The following is a 14,751-nucleotide window of genomic DNA, read 5'->3' on the forward strand; positions in this document are numbered from 1 at the left end:
TTGTTTTTTCACGAACTTTATACCAACTCAAACTATTGTTATGTCAACCTTTTCAACTGCCAGGCCCGTAGCCATCGGCTGCGACCATGCCGGATACGAATACAAGGAAGCGATCAAGTCGCACCTCGAAAAACTTGGCTGGACCGTTAAGGATTTTGGCACCAATAGTCCCGCATCAGTTGATTACCCTGATTTTGCCCACCCCACAGCAGCATTTGTTGAGTCTGGTGAGGCAGCCTTTGGTATCCTGATCTGCGGCAGCGCCAATGGCGTGGCCATCACTGCCAATAAACACCAGGGGATCCGGGCAGGCCTTAGTTTTGACAATGAAGTGGCCAAGCTGATCCGGCAGCATAATGATGCCAATGTCATCTGTATTCCGGCGAGGTTTGTTGCCCTTCCTTATGCGATCCAAATGATCGATACATTCATTGCCACCCCTTTTGAAGGCGGTCGCCATGCCAACCGTGTAAACAAGATTGCCTGCCAGTGATCCTCTTTTAAGTGGGAAAAATAGCAATCATGGTTATATTGCTGTTTTAACCACTACACATGAGAATAGCCTATTTGATCTTGGGCCTGTCGGTACTTGCCGGTAATGTCCATGCCCAGAAGAAAAAAACGGCAGGCCAACCTAACCCTGCCCCCTATGCTGCCACCATTACAGAAGCAGACCTTAGCAAACACCTGTATATCCTTGCCGGTCCTGCAATGGAAGGCCGGGAAACGGCAACACCGGGCCAGCAGGCAGCTGCCACCTATATCGAGCAGTACTTTAAGGGAATCGGGTTGAAGCCCGGTTTCAATGGCAGCTACCAAATGCCATTCCCTGTTTACCGGGATACCCTCTTGTCCTCAAGGATCATGGTTAACGGTAGTGCCTATGCGCTTGATGCTGAATTCCAGCCCAATTTGCGCATTACCCGTTCCGGCAGCCAGTACTTCTCGGAGTTCGTATTTGCCGGGCATGGCATTGTGGATTCCCTACAGGATGATTATGCCGGAGTTGAAGTTCGGGGAAAAGCGGTCGTCCTGCTTGATGGTGCTCCCGATAACTATAAGAACTCAGACCGGGGCATGATGGGGCCGGCTGCCCCGATCGGGAAATACAATAATGCGCTCAGGAAAGGCGCGGCAGCGGTTTTGATCGTGGCCAGGGATTTCCCACGCAAACCGTCTGTTGCCCCCGGTAATATGTATGTAAACCTTTACAGCCCGGAACACCCGTCACCACTGTATTCCATCTCCGGAAAAGTTGCTACTGCATTACTGGGATCTTCCTATGATACCCTGGTGATGGTGGGAAAGACCACAAGGCTGGCGGCCACCACCGTTAAAGCCAACCTGATGCTGGAGATCAGGAAGGAACTGCAGGAACTCAGCAGCACCAATGTACTGGGGTATATTGAGGGTACTGATAAGACAGATGAGTGGTTGGTGATCACTGCACATTATGACCACCTGGGGATGCGTAACGGCAAGATCTATTACGGCGCTGATGATGACGGATCGGGAACTGTAGGTATAATGGAGATCGCCGAAGCGTTTGCTAAGGCTAAGGCAGAAGGTAAGGGGCCGCGCAGGAATGTAATGATCATGGCGGTGAGCGGTGAAGAAAAGGGACTTTGGGGCTCGGCCTGGTTCAGTGATCATTCCCCCATTCCACTGGAAAAGATCACCGCCAACCTGAATATCGATATGATCGGCAGGGTGGATACGGAAAGGAAAACCCCCGATACCCTTAACTATGTGTATGTGGTAGGGGATAATAAGATAAGTACCGAATTGAAGGCGCTGAGTGAAGGCATCAACAGTAAGTATATCAAGATGACCCTGGATTACAAGTACAATGATGATAACGATCCCAACCGCATCTATTTCCGTAGTGACCATTACAATTTTGCCCGTAAAGGCGTGCCGGTGATCTTTTACTATGATGGTATGTTGAAGGCCGATTACCATGCGCCTACAGATACCCCCGATAAGATCAATTATGCCCTCTGCGCCAAAAGGGCGAAGCTGGTTTTCTTTACAGCATGGGAAATGGCCAACCGCGACAAAATGATGGTTCGCGACCTTCCCATTCCAACCATGACCAGGTGATTAATTTTTTTTGAAAAGGAATTAAACCCGGCGCATTTGGTGAGGTCTATCTATTGTAAACCCCAATGAAAACAATAGAAAACTTACCGTTATGAACCGTAAACCTATTATGAAGATCGCGCTGGCAACCGCTTTGTTGCTTTCAACCGTACTGGTATCCAATGAACTGCAGGCTGACCCCGGCAAACGCAAGAGGGCTGACAGAAGGGAAGATGTAAGGGATCGCAGGGAGAATGTGAGGGACAGGAAAGAGGATGTTGCTGACCGCAGGGAGGATGTGAGGGACCGCAGGGAAGACCGTCGTGATGTAAGGGAAGATGTACGTGATGCCAGGCATTTTGGCGGAAAAAAGGATATCCTTGAAGATCGCCGTGATGCCAGGGAGGATGTAAGGGACAGCAGGGAAGATGTTCGCGACAGGAAAGAAGACCGTCGTGACCGCAGAGAGGACAAGCGCGACAGAAAGGAAAACCGGATAGACCGTCGTTTCTAAACCATAGGCCGGCTCTTTTTTCAAAGGGCCGGCATTTTTTTGATCGTACCAAAAAGCAAGGCCTGCAAATGAGCAGGCCTTGTTCGTTTATGATTATCCGGGTTTAATAATTACCAGCCCAGGATATAAGCGAAGATGAGGGGGGCTACGATAGTAGCATCACTTTCAACAATGTACTTGGGGGTCTTGATGTCCAGCTTACCCCAGGTGATCTTCTCATTAGGAACAGCACCGGAGTAAGACCCGTAGGAGGTGGTGGAGTCACTGATCTGGCAGAAATAGCTCCAGAATGGAACATCATGCCATTCCAGGTCCTGGTACATCATGGGAACCACGCAAATGGGGAAGTCACCGGCAATACCACCACCGATCTGGAAAAAGCCTACGCCCTTTCCACCGCTATTGTGACGGTACCAATCGGCCAGCCATACCATATATTCAATTCCACTCTTCATGGTAGAAGCCTTCACTTCATTCTTTATCACATAGGAAGCGAAGATATTACCCATGGTACTGTCCTCCCATCCGCCTACAATGATCGGGATGTTGCGTTCTGCGGCAGCGATCATCCAGCTATCCTTGGGATCGATCTCGTAATCATCCTTCATTACGCCGCTCAGCAATAATTTGTACATGTATTCATGCGGGAAATAGCGCTCACCGGCAGCATCAGCATCTTTCCAGATCTTGGCAATATGGTGCTGGATCTTACGGAATGCCTCTTCTTCAGGGATACAGGTATCGGTAACGCGGTTCAAACCGTTTTCCAGCAATTCCCATTCCTGCTCAGGGGTCAGGTCGCGGTAGTTGGGGATCCTCCTGTAATGGGAGTGAGCCACCAGGTTCATGATATCTTCTTCCAGGTTGGCACCTGTACAACTGATAATATCCACTTTACCCTGACGTATCATCTCAGCCAGGGAAACCCCTAATTCTGCAGTACTCATGGCACCGGCCAGGGTTACCATCATTTTACCACCTTCCAGGAGGTGCTTTTCATATCCTTTGGCGGCGTCCACCAATGCAGCCGCATTAAAGTGGCGGTAGTGGTGCTGAATAAACTGCGAAACAGGACCTTTACTCATGATAATTTATTTTAAAGTGAAATCTTGACTTGCAAAGGTAAGGGGATTGGCAATTTTGAATAGTGAAATTTGGGGAGGGGAAAGAGGGGAAGGTATGGGGTTTAAGGGCTGCCTTGATTGGGAAAAGGAGGATTCCGGCTAGCCCGGAGGGCCTGGACTTGGGATGGCCAGAACTTTGTTGGATGAAATGACCGTCCGGATCCCTTGCCAATTATTGGCTTTCCTGGTAGTAAAACCCAATAAAAAAACAGGTCCCGCCGGATGGCGGGACTGTTTCACTTTCCAACAAAACCTCAGAGAAAAAACGGTTGATTATTTTTTAACTTTTGAGTAAACGTACCAGTCTACAGAGTTTTCGCTTTTCAATACCACGGTATGGTCGGCATTTTCAATGGTAACATAGTAGCCTGATCCTTCGCTCTTGGCCAGTTCAAACAAGTTAGAGATCCAGTAATCGGGATAATCTTCTTTCAGTTGGGTCTGCAGTGTAATGGGCAGCTGATTGGAAAGGATGTTGCGGTAGATTCCTACAACTTCACCATCTTCATTCAGGAATGCGAACATTACCTGGCCATTCATGGAGAACTGGGCTTTGTAAAGGTCATTTACCTTGCTCCAGGATGTTTTTTCGGCAGCAGCGAATTCTTTTTTAAAGGATTTCTCTACGCGATCGGTAACACCATTTTCATTCTTCTTAGTGTTTGCAAATGTGGTAGTTAAGGTCAGGAGTGACAATACCACAAAGCTTGTGATACTCTTTTTCATTGTTATAAGGTTTAAGTGTTTGTTTGTTTAGAATAGGACGCTGTGCCTGTAAAAAGGTTACAGCTTATTTTTAATTTTTTTGAATACGCTTAATTGGCCTGATGGTGTAGCGGTTACCATCATTGAGCTCTTAGGGCTTGCCAGGGTTACATGATAAGTAGTTGTATTGTTCGCAATATGCTCAATTACATTCTTGATCACGTGCTCAGGATAGCTTTCCCTGATCTTTTTGGTAACCATGATGGGAAGGTTGTCCTGGGAAACATAACGAGCGGTGGCCACCAGTTCTCCTTCTGCATTATAAAAGGCGCTGAGCTGGCTGTTTTCATAATTGAATGTTGCCTGGAACAGGTCAGTGTCTTCAATGGATTTCCATTCTACATTCTTGGCGTTGCCAAAATCAGCGCGGAAGGCCTGGAGAACTACTCCCCTTATTGGGTCAACGTTTGCGAAACTGGACAGGCTGATCACTGCAGCGGCTGCCAATACGATAATCTTTTTCATAGCTTAAAATTGATAGGTTTAATGATTAATGTGCGTTTGATAAGTATGACGATGTAAAAGTAGAATGGTTACAGGTGCACGTCAAGTAAATAGTGACTGGTGGCAACAAACATTAAGGAATAGTGAAGTACAGGAGAATTATAGCTTTTACAGCTTCTCGATTATCCGTTGAAAGCAGCCACTGCACTGCATTTGAGAAAAAGTGTTAAATAAACAATAAAGTGCGGTTAAGCCATGGTTAAATTAGAGAAGTGGAATTAACATTTGACTATTTTGTGACCATTCATTGGCTTTTGCCTTTACAAAATAAGTAGTAGCTCCATATACCGCTTCGCTGTTTATACTACTTTAGTGGTACGTTCCTGATAAGAAAACCGAATCTATGCGTTCTATTTTCCTCACCTTGTCATTGTTCTTTTCCTGCATTGTAAACGCCCAGGTTAAATCTTCCTTTATTGGCAGTTGGATGGGGAAACTCAATGTGGGTCCGGGTTTGCGTATCGTGCTCCATATAGAACCAGCCGGTGATGGCCAGTATTCGGCAACGCTTGACAGTCCTGACCAGCAAGTGAATGGGATTAAAACAGAAGGTGTTATTGTTTCAGGCGATAGCATCAGGATCAACATACCCTCGATAAATGGTCGTATTGCAGGAAGGATGGTAAACGATTCAACCATCAGTGCGAGTCTTTACCAGGGTGGCCCTGTACCCGTGAGTTTTCGCCGCATGGCAAGGGGAGAAGCGGTGCAGGGACCAGCCAGGCCCCAAACACCCCAGCCTCCATTTCCTTATCGCGCTGATAGTGTGGTATACAAAAGCAGGGATGGGAAATTGACCTATGGGGCAACCATCACCATACCCAATGGTAAGGGGCCATTTCCATCCATCATACTGATAACAGGTTCCGGTGCGCAGGATCGTGATGAGAATATTCTTGGTCACAGGATGTTTGCCGTACTATCGGATATGCTTACCCGAAACGGTTACCTGGTACTGAGGGCTGATGACAGGGGAGTGGGCGTTTCCACCGGTGACTTCAATATGGCTACTTCAGCCGACTTCGCTGCCGATGTAAAGGAACACCTGTATTACCTGCAACAACTCCCGCAAGTGGATACCAAAAGAATCGGTCTTCTTGGCCATAGTGAGGGCGGTATGATCGCCCCGATGGTTGCAGCTGAAAGGAAGGACCTTGCATTTCTCATCCTGCTGGCAGCCCCGGGAGTCCCTGTAGTACAGCTCATGGCGGAACAGAATATTGCAGTTTTAAGGTCGGCAGGATTGGATTCCAATGCAGCCACAACTTATGGACGATTTTTCCGCGATGCAGTACCCGCATTGGTAAAGGCACCGACGAAGGACAGTGCGGTTTCATTGATGGCAAATGCTTTAAAAGAATGGCGCGCCACTACCCATCCCAATATTGTTATGGCTGCAACAGGCGTGAGAAATGATAGCACCGCAAAGGGCTATGTGAATACCATGGTCAATTCCCTCTATACTCCCTGGTACAGGTATTTTATTTCCTTCGATCCGCAGCCCTGGCTGGCCAGGGTAAAGACAAAGGTGCTGGCCCTGAATGGGGAAAGGGATATACAGGTACTCGCCGCTTCTAACCTGGAAGGAATTCGCAAGGGGTTGGGGAAAGCCCGCAACAAAGACTTTACGATCCGTTACCTGCCGGGGTTGAACCATTTGTTCCAAACCTGTAAAAGTTGCAGCCTGAACGAGTATGGCCAGCTCACGGAAACCATTTCCCCCGCAGCCCTGGATGTCATCAGGGAATGGCTGTTGGAAAAGGTGCCACCCGTTAAGCAATAATATTTATCTTACCGGTAATGAACTACCTGGCACATGCATACCTTTCTTTCAGGCAACCCGAGCTGTTGCTGGGTAACATGATCAGTGATTATGTAAAGGGTAAGGCCAGGTTCAGTTATCCCGCCGGGATCCAGGATGGGATAATGTTGCACAGGGCAATTGATACTTTCACCGATGAACATCCGGTTAATGTAAGGGCCAGGCAAATCTTCAAGCCAGTGGTAGGCCTATATGCCTCCGCATTCGTGGATGTGGTGTATGATCATTTCCTCGCTACTGACCCTATTGCATTTTCAACGCAGTCGCTTGGGCAATTCAGCCAGTGGGTGTATAAGACACTGGAGCCTTTCCAGTCTTTATTTCCGGAAAGGTTTGCCGGCATGTTCCCTTTTATGAAAAGCCAGGATTGGTTGTTGAATTACCAACACAAATGGGGTATTGAAAGAAGTATGGAAGGATTGGTGAGAAGGGCAAAATACCTGGAAGAGAGCCAGCCGGCCTTCCAGGTATTTGAGCAACATTACAACTTCCTGGAAGGCTGTTACCAGCATTTCTTCCCCGAGCTGATGTTGTTTGTCAGTAATTATTACCGCGAAAAGATCATTGCCCGGGGAAAACCTTGAATCTTTCATGACAAGCCCTTTCCAGCATTTCCCGGTCATCGGGATGCGCAATATCGATCAAGGCCTTTGCCCTTTGGCGAAGGTTCTTCCCGTAGAGGTAGGCTACCCCATATTCAGTGACCACATAATGCACATGCCCCCTGGTAGTAACCACCCCTGCTCCCTGTTTCAGGAAAGGAACGATGCGTGCGATACCTTTCGCGGTCCTGGAAGGCAGGGCAATAATGGGTTTGCCCCCTTCGCTGAGTGCGGCACCCCGCATGAAATCCATCTGGCCGCCAATCCCTGAGAACTGAAAGGTGCCGATGGAGTCAGCGCAGACCTGCCCGGTAAGGTCGATCTCGACTGCACTGTTGATAGCGACCATCTTGGGATTCCTCCTGATCACACTGGTCTCGTTCACATAGTCGATATCAAGGAAGGCAAAGGCCGGGTTATCATTCACATAATCGTAAAGCCTTTTCGTACCCAATGCAAAACCGGTTACCGTTTTATTGGGGTGTATCTTCTTGTATTTGTTGTTGATAATGTCGCGTTCAAAAAGATCAATGATGCCATCACTGCACATTTCGGTATGCACACCAAGGTCCTTATGGTTGCCCAGGCATTTCAACACTGCATCAGGAATGGCCCCGATGCCCATCTGGAGCGTACTCCTGTCCTCGATCAGTTCTGCAATGTACTGGCCTATCCTGGCCTCTTCCGGGCTCACGCTTCCACCAAAAACAGCTTCATGCAGGGGATCCTCACAATAGACCATGGCATGGAACCTGTTTACATGGATCATGCCGTCGCCATGGGTCCGGGGCACATTGGGGTTAACCTGTGCGATCACAATCTTTGCTGTATTCACCGCAGACCGGGCAATATCAACCGATACACCCAGGGAACAGTAGCCATGCCTGTCTGGTACCGACACCTGCACGATGGCCACATCCAGGGGAAGGATGCCCTGCTTGAACAATTCGGGGATCTCGCTCAGGAAAACGGGTACATAATCGGCCCGGCCCTCTTTAACAGCATCCCTGATGGATGCCGAGACAAACAGGGAATTGATATGGAAATGTCCCTGGTATTCTGGCTTGTCTACGACCATATCCCCGTATACACTGATGTTCACCAGTTCCACATTACGGAGGCGGTCCTTCTGCAAGGCAAGGTGTTGCATCATGAATGAGGGCGTTTGGGCACTTCCGTGAATGAACACCCGGTTGCCGGATTGGATAACGGACAAAGCTTCAGCAGGGGAAACATATTCAATAGGAGGGCGCATGGGCAAATTTTTAGCAAAACTACAAACAAGCCATTTGTACTAATGTTGAGGCTACTCATGTAAACAATTGACAACCGTTAGCCCTGCTTACTTAATTTTGCACCTTAATCATTTTATCTATCATATGAGAAACTTGTTGTTACTGGCTTTTTCTGTTTTCCTTTTCCAGTCTGCATCGGCCCAGAGCAAATTTCCCACAGTTGATAAATCGGGAATGGATGTGAGCTATTACCCAGCCAACTTCCCCATCCTGAAGATACAGGACAAGGCAACTGAACCCCTATTGGCCAGGGTGCTTTACAGCCGTCCCCAAAAAGGTGGCCGTGTTGTATTCGGCGAACTGGTGGAGTTTGGTTCTGTATGGAGGCTGGGCGCCAACGAAGCAACAGAGATCGACTTTTTCAAGGATGCGAGGATTGGAAATACCAAGATCAAGAAAGGCCGTTATACCATTTATGCCATCCCAACTCCCGGTAAATGGACCATCATCCTGAACCGTGATACCGATACCTGGGGCGCTTTCAAATACGATGTAAAGAAGGATATCCTTCGTACCGAAGTTCCCGTGAGTAAGCTATCGGAGCCATTGGAAGCCTTCAGCATGTTTTTTGAGAAAAGCAATGGAAATGTGAACCTGGTAATTGGCTGGGATGATTCCATGGTTAAACTGCCTATCTATTTTTAATAAGTAACTGGTACAGTACTATAAGCAGGCGATGAGCCTGCTTTTTTTATGCCCGCTTTATCCCATCTTTACAGTATGTGCGGTATAGCAGGCATCCTTCAACCTTTCCCCTCACCCGAGCATTCGGTTAGGGATGAACGTTGCCTTGAGCTCATGACGGATGCATTGGCGCACCGGGGGCCAGATGGCGAAGGCCATTGGCAAGACCCTTCAGGCAATTGTTGGCTTGGGCACCGGAGGCTCGCCATCATTGATACCAGCAGCGCTGCCGCCCAACCCATGCAATACCTCGACCGCTATTCCATTACCTATAATGGGGAGTTATACAATTACATTGAATTAAAGGAACGGTTGTCCGGTATTGGCTACCGGTTCAGGACCCAATCGGATACAGAAGTGATCCTGGCTGCCTATGATCATTATAAGGAAAAATGCCTCCAACACTTTGATGGCATGTTCGCCATGGCCATTTATGATGTGCAAGGCAAAAGCCTTTTCCTGGCCCGGGATCGGTTTGGGGAGAAACCCCTATTCTATTGCTGGGATAAAGAGGAACGATTCTTCTTTGCATCAGAAATGAAGGCGCTGTGGGCAGCAGGTATCAAGAGGGATCCTGACCCATCCTTATTGCTGTTGTTCTTCACCACCGGCCAAAGCTTTATGCCGCTGGAACCGGAACGCTCCGGCTACCTGGGAATATGGCAGCTTCCACCCTCCTGCTACGCTAAGGTAAACCTGCATGCGGGAGCGGTGAATGTTGAGATCATCCGGTATTGGGACCTTGATAAACTTACCGGTGAAGGGATCAGTGAAACAGAAGCCCTTGGTCATATCAGGCAGCTTTTGGCTGTTTCCGTGCAGCACCGTTTGAGAAGCGATGTGCCATTGGGTATTTCCCTGAGCGGCGGCATTGATAGTAGTACCATTGCGGCATTGGTATCAGGATTTAGTAAGGATGGCCATGGCCTGAAAGCCTTTTCAGCTGTATTCCCGGGATTTGAACGGGATGAATCGGCGGCTATTAACCAGGTTTGCAACCACTTGGGCCTGGAGTCTTACCTGGTAACGGCAGATGCACCAGACCTTGGCCATGACCTGCAAACCCTGATCAGGCATCATGAACAGCCTATTGGTTCTGCCAGTGCCTGGATCCAGCACAAAGTATATGAGAAGGCTAAGGCCGAAGGGGTGAAGGTGCTTTTGGATGGCCAGGGGGCGGATGAGGTTTTTGGTGGCTATCCAAGGTATTTCCATTGGTATCTGCAAGAAACCTGGCGTCGCTTGCAATTCAGGAACTGCCGGTCAGAGCGCAAGGCGCTTCAAGCCAATGGATTCAATTTTAATTGGGGCATTGCCAATCAACTGGCCTCCCTTTTCCCATTTGCAGCCCAACGACAATTGGAGAAAAGGCAAGCCCTGCAAACCATGGGGACTGGTTGGGTCCATCCTGATTTTGCACAGGAGACCCGGAAGGGGCTTAAGTTCTATAAGCCTGTGGTCCTTGGGTTGAACGACATCCTTTACCATGATACCATGAATGGTTCCCTGCAGGAATTATTGCGCTATGCTGACCGCAATAGTATGTACCATGGTCGGGAGGTAAGGCTGCCCTACCTGAACCATTTCCTGGTGCAGTTTGCCTTTACCCTTCCCTCCACCCTCAAGATCAACAGGGGCTTTGGGAAGATGATATTGCGCCGGGCTGCGGAAGGCTTATTGCCGGAAAGTATCTTATGGCAGAAGGGGAAGATCGGCTTTGAGCCGCCACAGGAAGATTGGATGGCCTCACCGGGAATGAAGGACCTGGTGATGGACTCCAGGGGCAGGTTAGTAAGGGAAGGGATATTCCTTCCCGGTGTAATGCAAAAAGATATAGTAGCAACCCCTGCCCACGATGCCCGGAATGCTGATTGGAGGAGCATTGTCTGGGCTACCCTCCTGCATTAGAAAATAATGCGCAAATTTGCTTTTCTTTTATTGATCATACAATTGAATATATGAAGCTTGCGACTAAGATCATTCATGCAGGAATGGAACCAGATCCCAGTACTGGTGCGATCATGACTCCTATCTACCAGACCTCAACCTATGTACAGGAATCACCTGGCCAACATAAAGGGTATGAATATGCGCGTTCCCAGAATCCAACCAGGAAGGCGCTGGAAGAAGCCTTCGCCCAGATCGAGAATGGAAAGTTCGGCCTGGCCTTCAGCAGTGGTGTTGCCGCCACTGATGCGGTGATCAAGTTATTGCAGCCCGGTGATGAGGTGATCGCCGCCAGCGATATGTATGGGGGCACCTACCGTTTGTTCACCAGGGTGTTCGAAAAGTTTGGCATCCGTTTTCATTATGTTGATACCACTAACCCCGAAAATGTTAGTGCTGCCATTACGGAGAAGACAAGGTTGATCTGGCTGGAAACCCCAACCAATCCCCTGATGAATATCACAGACATCGCTGCAGTATCAGCCATTGCAAAGAAGGCTGGTGCATTGCTTTGCGTTGACAACACATTTGCCTCTCCCTATTTACAGAATCCACTTGATTTTGGTGCGGATATCGTGATGCACTCTGCCACCAAATACCTGGGTGGCCACAGTGATGTGATCCAGGGTGCCTTGATCATGAATGACCCTGCTTTAAGGGAGCAGCTGTACTTTATCCAGAAAAGTTGCGGTGCCGTTCCCGGCCCAATGGATTGCTTCCTGGTACTGCGAGGTATAAAAACCCTGCACCTGCGTATGCAAAGGCATTGCGAGAATGGGGAGAAGGTCGCCAGGTGGTTGCGTAACCATCCCAAAGTAGGAAAGGTTTACTGGTGTGGCTTCGAAGACCATCCGGGTTATGCAGTGGCCAGCAAGCAGATGCGTGGCTTCGGTGGCATGATGAGTTTTGTTTTGAAGGATGATAGCGTAGAGGCAGCAAAGAGGGTATTGTCATCAACCAAACTCTTTTCCCTGGCAGAAAGCCTTGGTGGCGTAGAATCCCTCATCAATCACCCGGCCTCTATGACGCATGCTTCCATACCTAGGGAAGAACGCTTGAAGAATGGCCTGACCGATTCGCTGATCAGGCTGAGCGTTGGTGTTGAAGATGCGGATGACCTGATCGAGGACCTGAACCAGGCGATCGGTTAAGCTGAAAACTGATCCCATTAGAATTGATATGAATCCTCTTTTGCAGGCACGATAATGAAGCTGTCAACTGTCCATGCAGGTGAAGGGTTTGCCCTAATTTTGCCCTGCATGGCAGTTAGCAGCTCGAAGAAGGAAGCATTAAAACTGATAGAGTTCCTTAACCGGAAGGTGGAGGAGTACGACAAGCCTGAATTTATTCCGGATGACCCCATCTGTGTTCCCCATCGCTTTACCAAAAAAGCGGACATTGAGATAGCCGGATTGTTTGCTTCCATTTTTGCCTGGGGCAACCGTACCACCATCATCAACAAGAGCAATGAACTGATGAAGCGGATGCACGACAGTCCGCATGATTTTGTACTTCACCACACCGATAAAGACCTCAGGGACCTGCTGGATTTCAAGCACAGGACCTTCAATGCCACTGACCTCTTGTACTTCATCGATTTCCTGAACCGGCATTATTCAAGGTTTGATAGCCTGGAAACCGCTTTTAGTCAATGGATGGATAGTGGAGCAGAAGATATCACCCAGGCATTGAATGGCTTCTATACTTATTTCTTTACCGGGGAGGATGTGCCCTCCCGAACCCGTAAGCATATTGCTGCACCCATGCGGCAGTCGACCTGCAAACGCCTGAATATGTACCTAAGGTGGATGGTACGCCAGGATAGGTCCGGGGTTGATTTTGGCATCTGGAATACGATCAGCCCTTCCCAGTTGATCTGCCCGATTGATGTGCATGTAGCGCGGGTGGCAAGGCGATTTGGTTTGCTGGACCGCAACCAGGTGGATTGGCAGGCTGCCCTTGAGCTTACTGCCTATTTGCGTAAGATGGATCCTGCTGATCCGGTGAAATACGATTTTGCCCTTTTCGGCCTGGGTGTTGTTGAAAAATACTGATGTACCTTTCCCCCATGGAAGCCAATACCCCAGATCCATCCATCATCAAGGGGATCAACGACAGCCTATCCCTGGCTTTGCCCGAGCAAATTTCCTTCGAGGAGTTGCGGACACAGCTTGCCGCAAAACTCAATGAACTGATCAGTAAGGATTTTAACCAGTTGATCAGTATCCTCTATAGGGTTGATGTGAGTGAACCCAAACTAAAATACCTGCTCAGGGAAAAGGTGGGCGAAGACGCTGCCATGATCATGGCAGACCTCATCATTGAAAGGCAGATCCAGAAAGCCAACACCAGGAAGGCTTTCAGGGACCTGGCCATGGATGATGATGAAGAGAAATGGTGAGTGGAGATTTAGGACGAGCTTACCACTTTGGACTTGAATTTCTCAATTGCATTCTTTGAATAATCGCTTAAGATCAGGCGGCCACTGATGGCAGCCCTTTCAGCCAGCAACTGGTCCCAGTTCTCAGTTCCTTTCCAGAAAACCTTTTTCATTTCCAGCATGGCTTCGGGTGATGAAGCGGCCAGGGTGTTGGCCAGCCTGTTGATCGATTCTTCCATACTGTCGAGATTGGGATGCAGTTCAGCATAGAGCCCTTTTCTCCTTGCCCAATCGCTGTTGCGCCACATGGTGGCATCAATAGCGATCTGTGAGAAGGCAGATGTGCCGATCTTCCTTTCCACGGCAGGTCCTACAACAAATGGCCCGATACCAACGGCCAGCTCACTTAATTTAACATCAGCTCCTTCAACAGCAATGGCATAATCAACTGAAGCGGCAAGTCCAACGCCGCCACCCACGCATTTACCGTGGATACGACCGATGATTAGTTTGGGTGCCTTGCGCATGGCATTGATCACCTGGGCAAATCCACTGAAGAAGGCCAATCCTTCCTGTGCAGTACGGATATTACTGAGTTCATCGAAGGAGGCGCCGGAACAGAACACCTTCTCACCAGTGGAACGAAGGATGATCACCCTGGTATCCGGGTCGTTACCGGCATTGGTGATCTCGTTAGCCAATTCCTGCAACAGTTTGCCGGGCATTGAATTGCTCTGTGGATGGAAGAATTCTATTGAAGTGATGCCTTTGTGCGTTTCGGATTTTACATAACCGCCTTTTACTTCATGTATCATAAAAAAGGATTTGGGAAGTGAAAGAAATTCCTGTTGGATGGGCTTCAATAAAGTTAACCCCGGAGGACTATTTTATCAAAGCCAAATTGCTTATTTAAGGTTAAAACAGGGGATACACAATAGCCAGAAAGAAGGCGATTCATTCTACTGTTGTGTATCCCCGGATAATGCGACCTGCTTTTAAAATATTAACGACTAGTTCCGGATGAAAGTTGTG

General features: G+C 48.6%; 15 protein-coding genes. 10 read left to right on the top strand and 5 right to left on the bottom strand.

Translation table 11 applies throughout. The features are described 5' to 3' along the window. Positions 1-40: 40 nt before the first annotated feature. From rpiB to KJS94_RS13890, 3 genes are all read left to right on the top strand, one after another. Positions 41-493 carry a ribose 5-phosphate isomerase B gene (gene rpiB, locus KJS94_RS13880; RefSeq protein WP_214448078.1) on the top strand — a complete coding sequence of 151 codons (453 nt, stop codon included), beginning with the start codon at positions 41-43 and terminating at the stop codon, positions 491-493. Positions 494-552: 59 nt separating this feature from the next. Further along, positions 553-2,103, top strand: a complete 1,551-nt coding sequence (locus KJS94_RS13885) for a M28 family peptidase (protein WP_214448079.1) — start codon at positions 553-555, stop codon at positions 2,101-2,103. Positions 2,104-2,194: 91 nt separating this feature from the next. Beyond that, complete coding sequence (locus tag KJS94_RS13890) at positions 2,195-2,596, top strand: hypothetical protein (RefSeq protein WP_214448080.1); 402 nt, start codon at positions 2,195-2,197, stop codon at positions 2,594-2,596. 110 nt (positions 2,597-2,706) lie between these two features. On the opposite strand, the gene KJS94_RS13895 is transcribed toward KJS94_RS13890, so the two are convergent. The 3 genes from KJS94_RS13895 to KJS94_RS13905 form a co-directional block, all read right to left on the bottom strand. Continuing rightward, entirely contained in the window at positions 2,707-3,681 is a 975-nt protein-coding gene (locus tag KJS94_RS13895; RefSeq protein WP_214448081.1) for a deoxyhypusine synthase family protein, read from the bottom strand. 312 nt (positions 3,682-3,993) lie between these two features. Further along, a complete protein-coding gene (locus KJS94_RS13900; RefSeq protein ID WP_214448082.1) occupies positions 3,994-4,446 on the bottom strand; it encodes a hypothetical protein in 453 nt (150 codons plus the stop codon). A gap of 57 nt (positions 4,447-4,503) precedes the next feature. Continuing rightward, complete coding sequence (locus tag KJS94_RS13905) at positions 4,504-4,950, bottom strand: hypothetical protein (RefSeq protein WP_214448083.1); 447 nt, start codon at positions 4,948-4,950, stop codon at positions 4,504-4,506. A gap of 382 nt (positions 4,951-5,332) precedes the next feature. Between KJS94_RS13905 and KJS94_RS13910 the strand changes: the two genes are divergently transcribed. Together KJS94_RS13910 and KJS94_RS13915 are read left to right on the top strand one after the other, a co-directional pair. Continuing rightward, positions 5,333-6,772 carry an alpha/beta hydrolase family protein gene (locus KJS94_RS13910; RefSeq protein WP_214448084.1) on the top strand — a complete coding sequence of 480 codons (1,440 nt, stop codon included), beginning with the start codon at positions 5,333-5,335 and terminating at the stop codon, positions 6,770-6,772. A 17-nt stretch (positions 6,773-6,789) separates the two neighbouring features. Next, complete coding sequence (locus KJS94_RS13915; RefSeq protein ID WP_214448085.1) at positions 6,790-7,395, top strand: acyl carrier protein phosphodiesterase; 606 nt, start codon at positions 6,790-6,792, stop codon at positions 7,393-7,395. On the opposite strand, the gene KJS94_RS13920 is transcribed toward KJS94_RS13915, so the two are convergent. Beyond that, positions 7,373-8,668, bottom strand: coding sequence for an acetyl-CoA hydrolase/transferase family protein (locus tag KJS94_RS13920; RefSeq protein WP_214448086.1), 1,296 nt, complete (start codon positions 8,666-8,668; stop codon positions 7,373-7,375). The genes KJS94_RS13915 and KJS94_RS13920 overlap by 23 nt on opposite strands. A gap of 124 nt (positions 8,669-8,792) precedes the next feature. Here KJS94_RS13920 and KJS94_RS13925 point away from each other — a divergent pair, with 124 nt between their 5' ends. From KJS94_RS13925 to KJS94_RS13945, 5 genes are all read left to right on the top strand, one after another. Beyond that, positions 8,793-9,353, top strand: coding sequence for a DUF2911 domain-containing protein (locus tag KJS94_RS13925; protein WP_214448087.1), 561 nt, complete (start codon positions 8,793-8,795; stop codon positions 9,351-9,353). A 75-nt stretch (positions 9,354-9,428) separates the two neighbouring features. Next, positions 9,429-11,300: an asparagine synthase (glutamine-hydrolyzing) gene (gene asnB / locus KJS94_RS13930; protein ID WP_214448088.1), complete on the top strand. Its 1,872-nt coding sequence runs from the start codon at positions 9,429-9,431 to the stop codon at positions 11,298-11,300. 50 nt (positions 11,301-11,350) lie between these two features. Next, on the top strand, positions 11,351-12,490 hold the full coding sequence (locus KJS94_RS13935) for a cystathionine gamma-synthase (RefSeq protein ID WP_214448089.1): 1,140 nt from the start codon (positions 11,351-11,353) through the stop codon (positions 12,488-12,490). Between the two features lie 108 nt (positions 12,491-12,598). Next, entirely contained in the window at positions 12,599-13,393 is a 795-nt protein-coding gene (locus KJS94_RS13940) for a TIGR02757 family protein (protein WP_214448090.1), read from the top strand. A 14-nt stretch (positions 13,394-13,407) separates the two neighbouring features. Further along, complete coding sequence (locus KJS94_RS13945) at positions 13,408-13,740, top strand: hypothetical protein (RefSeq protein WP_214448091.1); 333 nt, start codon at positions 13,408-13,410, stop codon at positions 13,738-13,740. 8 nt (positions 13,741-13,748) lie between these two features. Here KJS94_RS13945 and KJS94_RS13950 read toward each other — a convergent pair whose 3' ends face one another. Continuing rightward, a complete protein-coding gene (locus KJS94_RS13950; RefSeq protein WP_214448092.1) occupies positions 13,749-14,534 on the bottom strand; it encodes an enoyl-CoA hydratase/isomerase family protein in 786 nt (261 codons plus the stop codon). Positions 14,535-14,751: the final 217 nt, after the last annotated feature.

The sequence above is a fragment of the Flavihumibacter rivuli genome (assembly GCF_018595685.2).
In the GTDB taxonomy this organism is placed as follows: domain Bacteria; phylum Bacteroidota; class Bacteroidia; order Chitinophagales; family Chitinophagaceae; genus Flavihumibacter; species Flavihumibacter rivuli.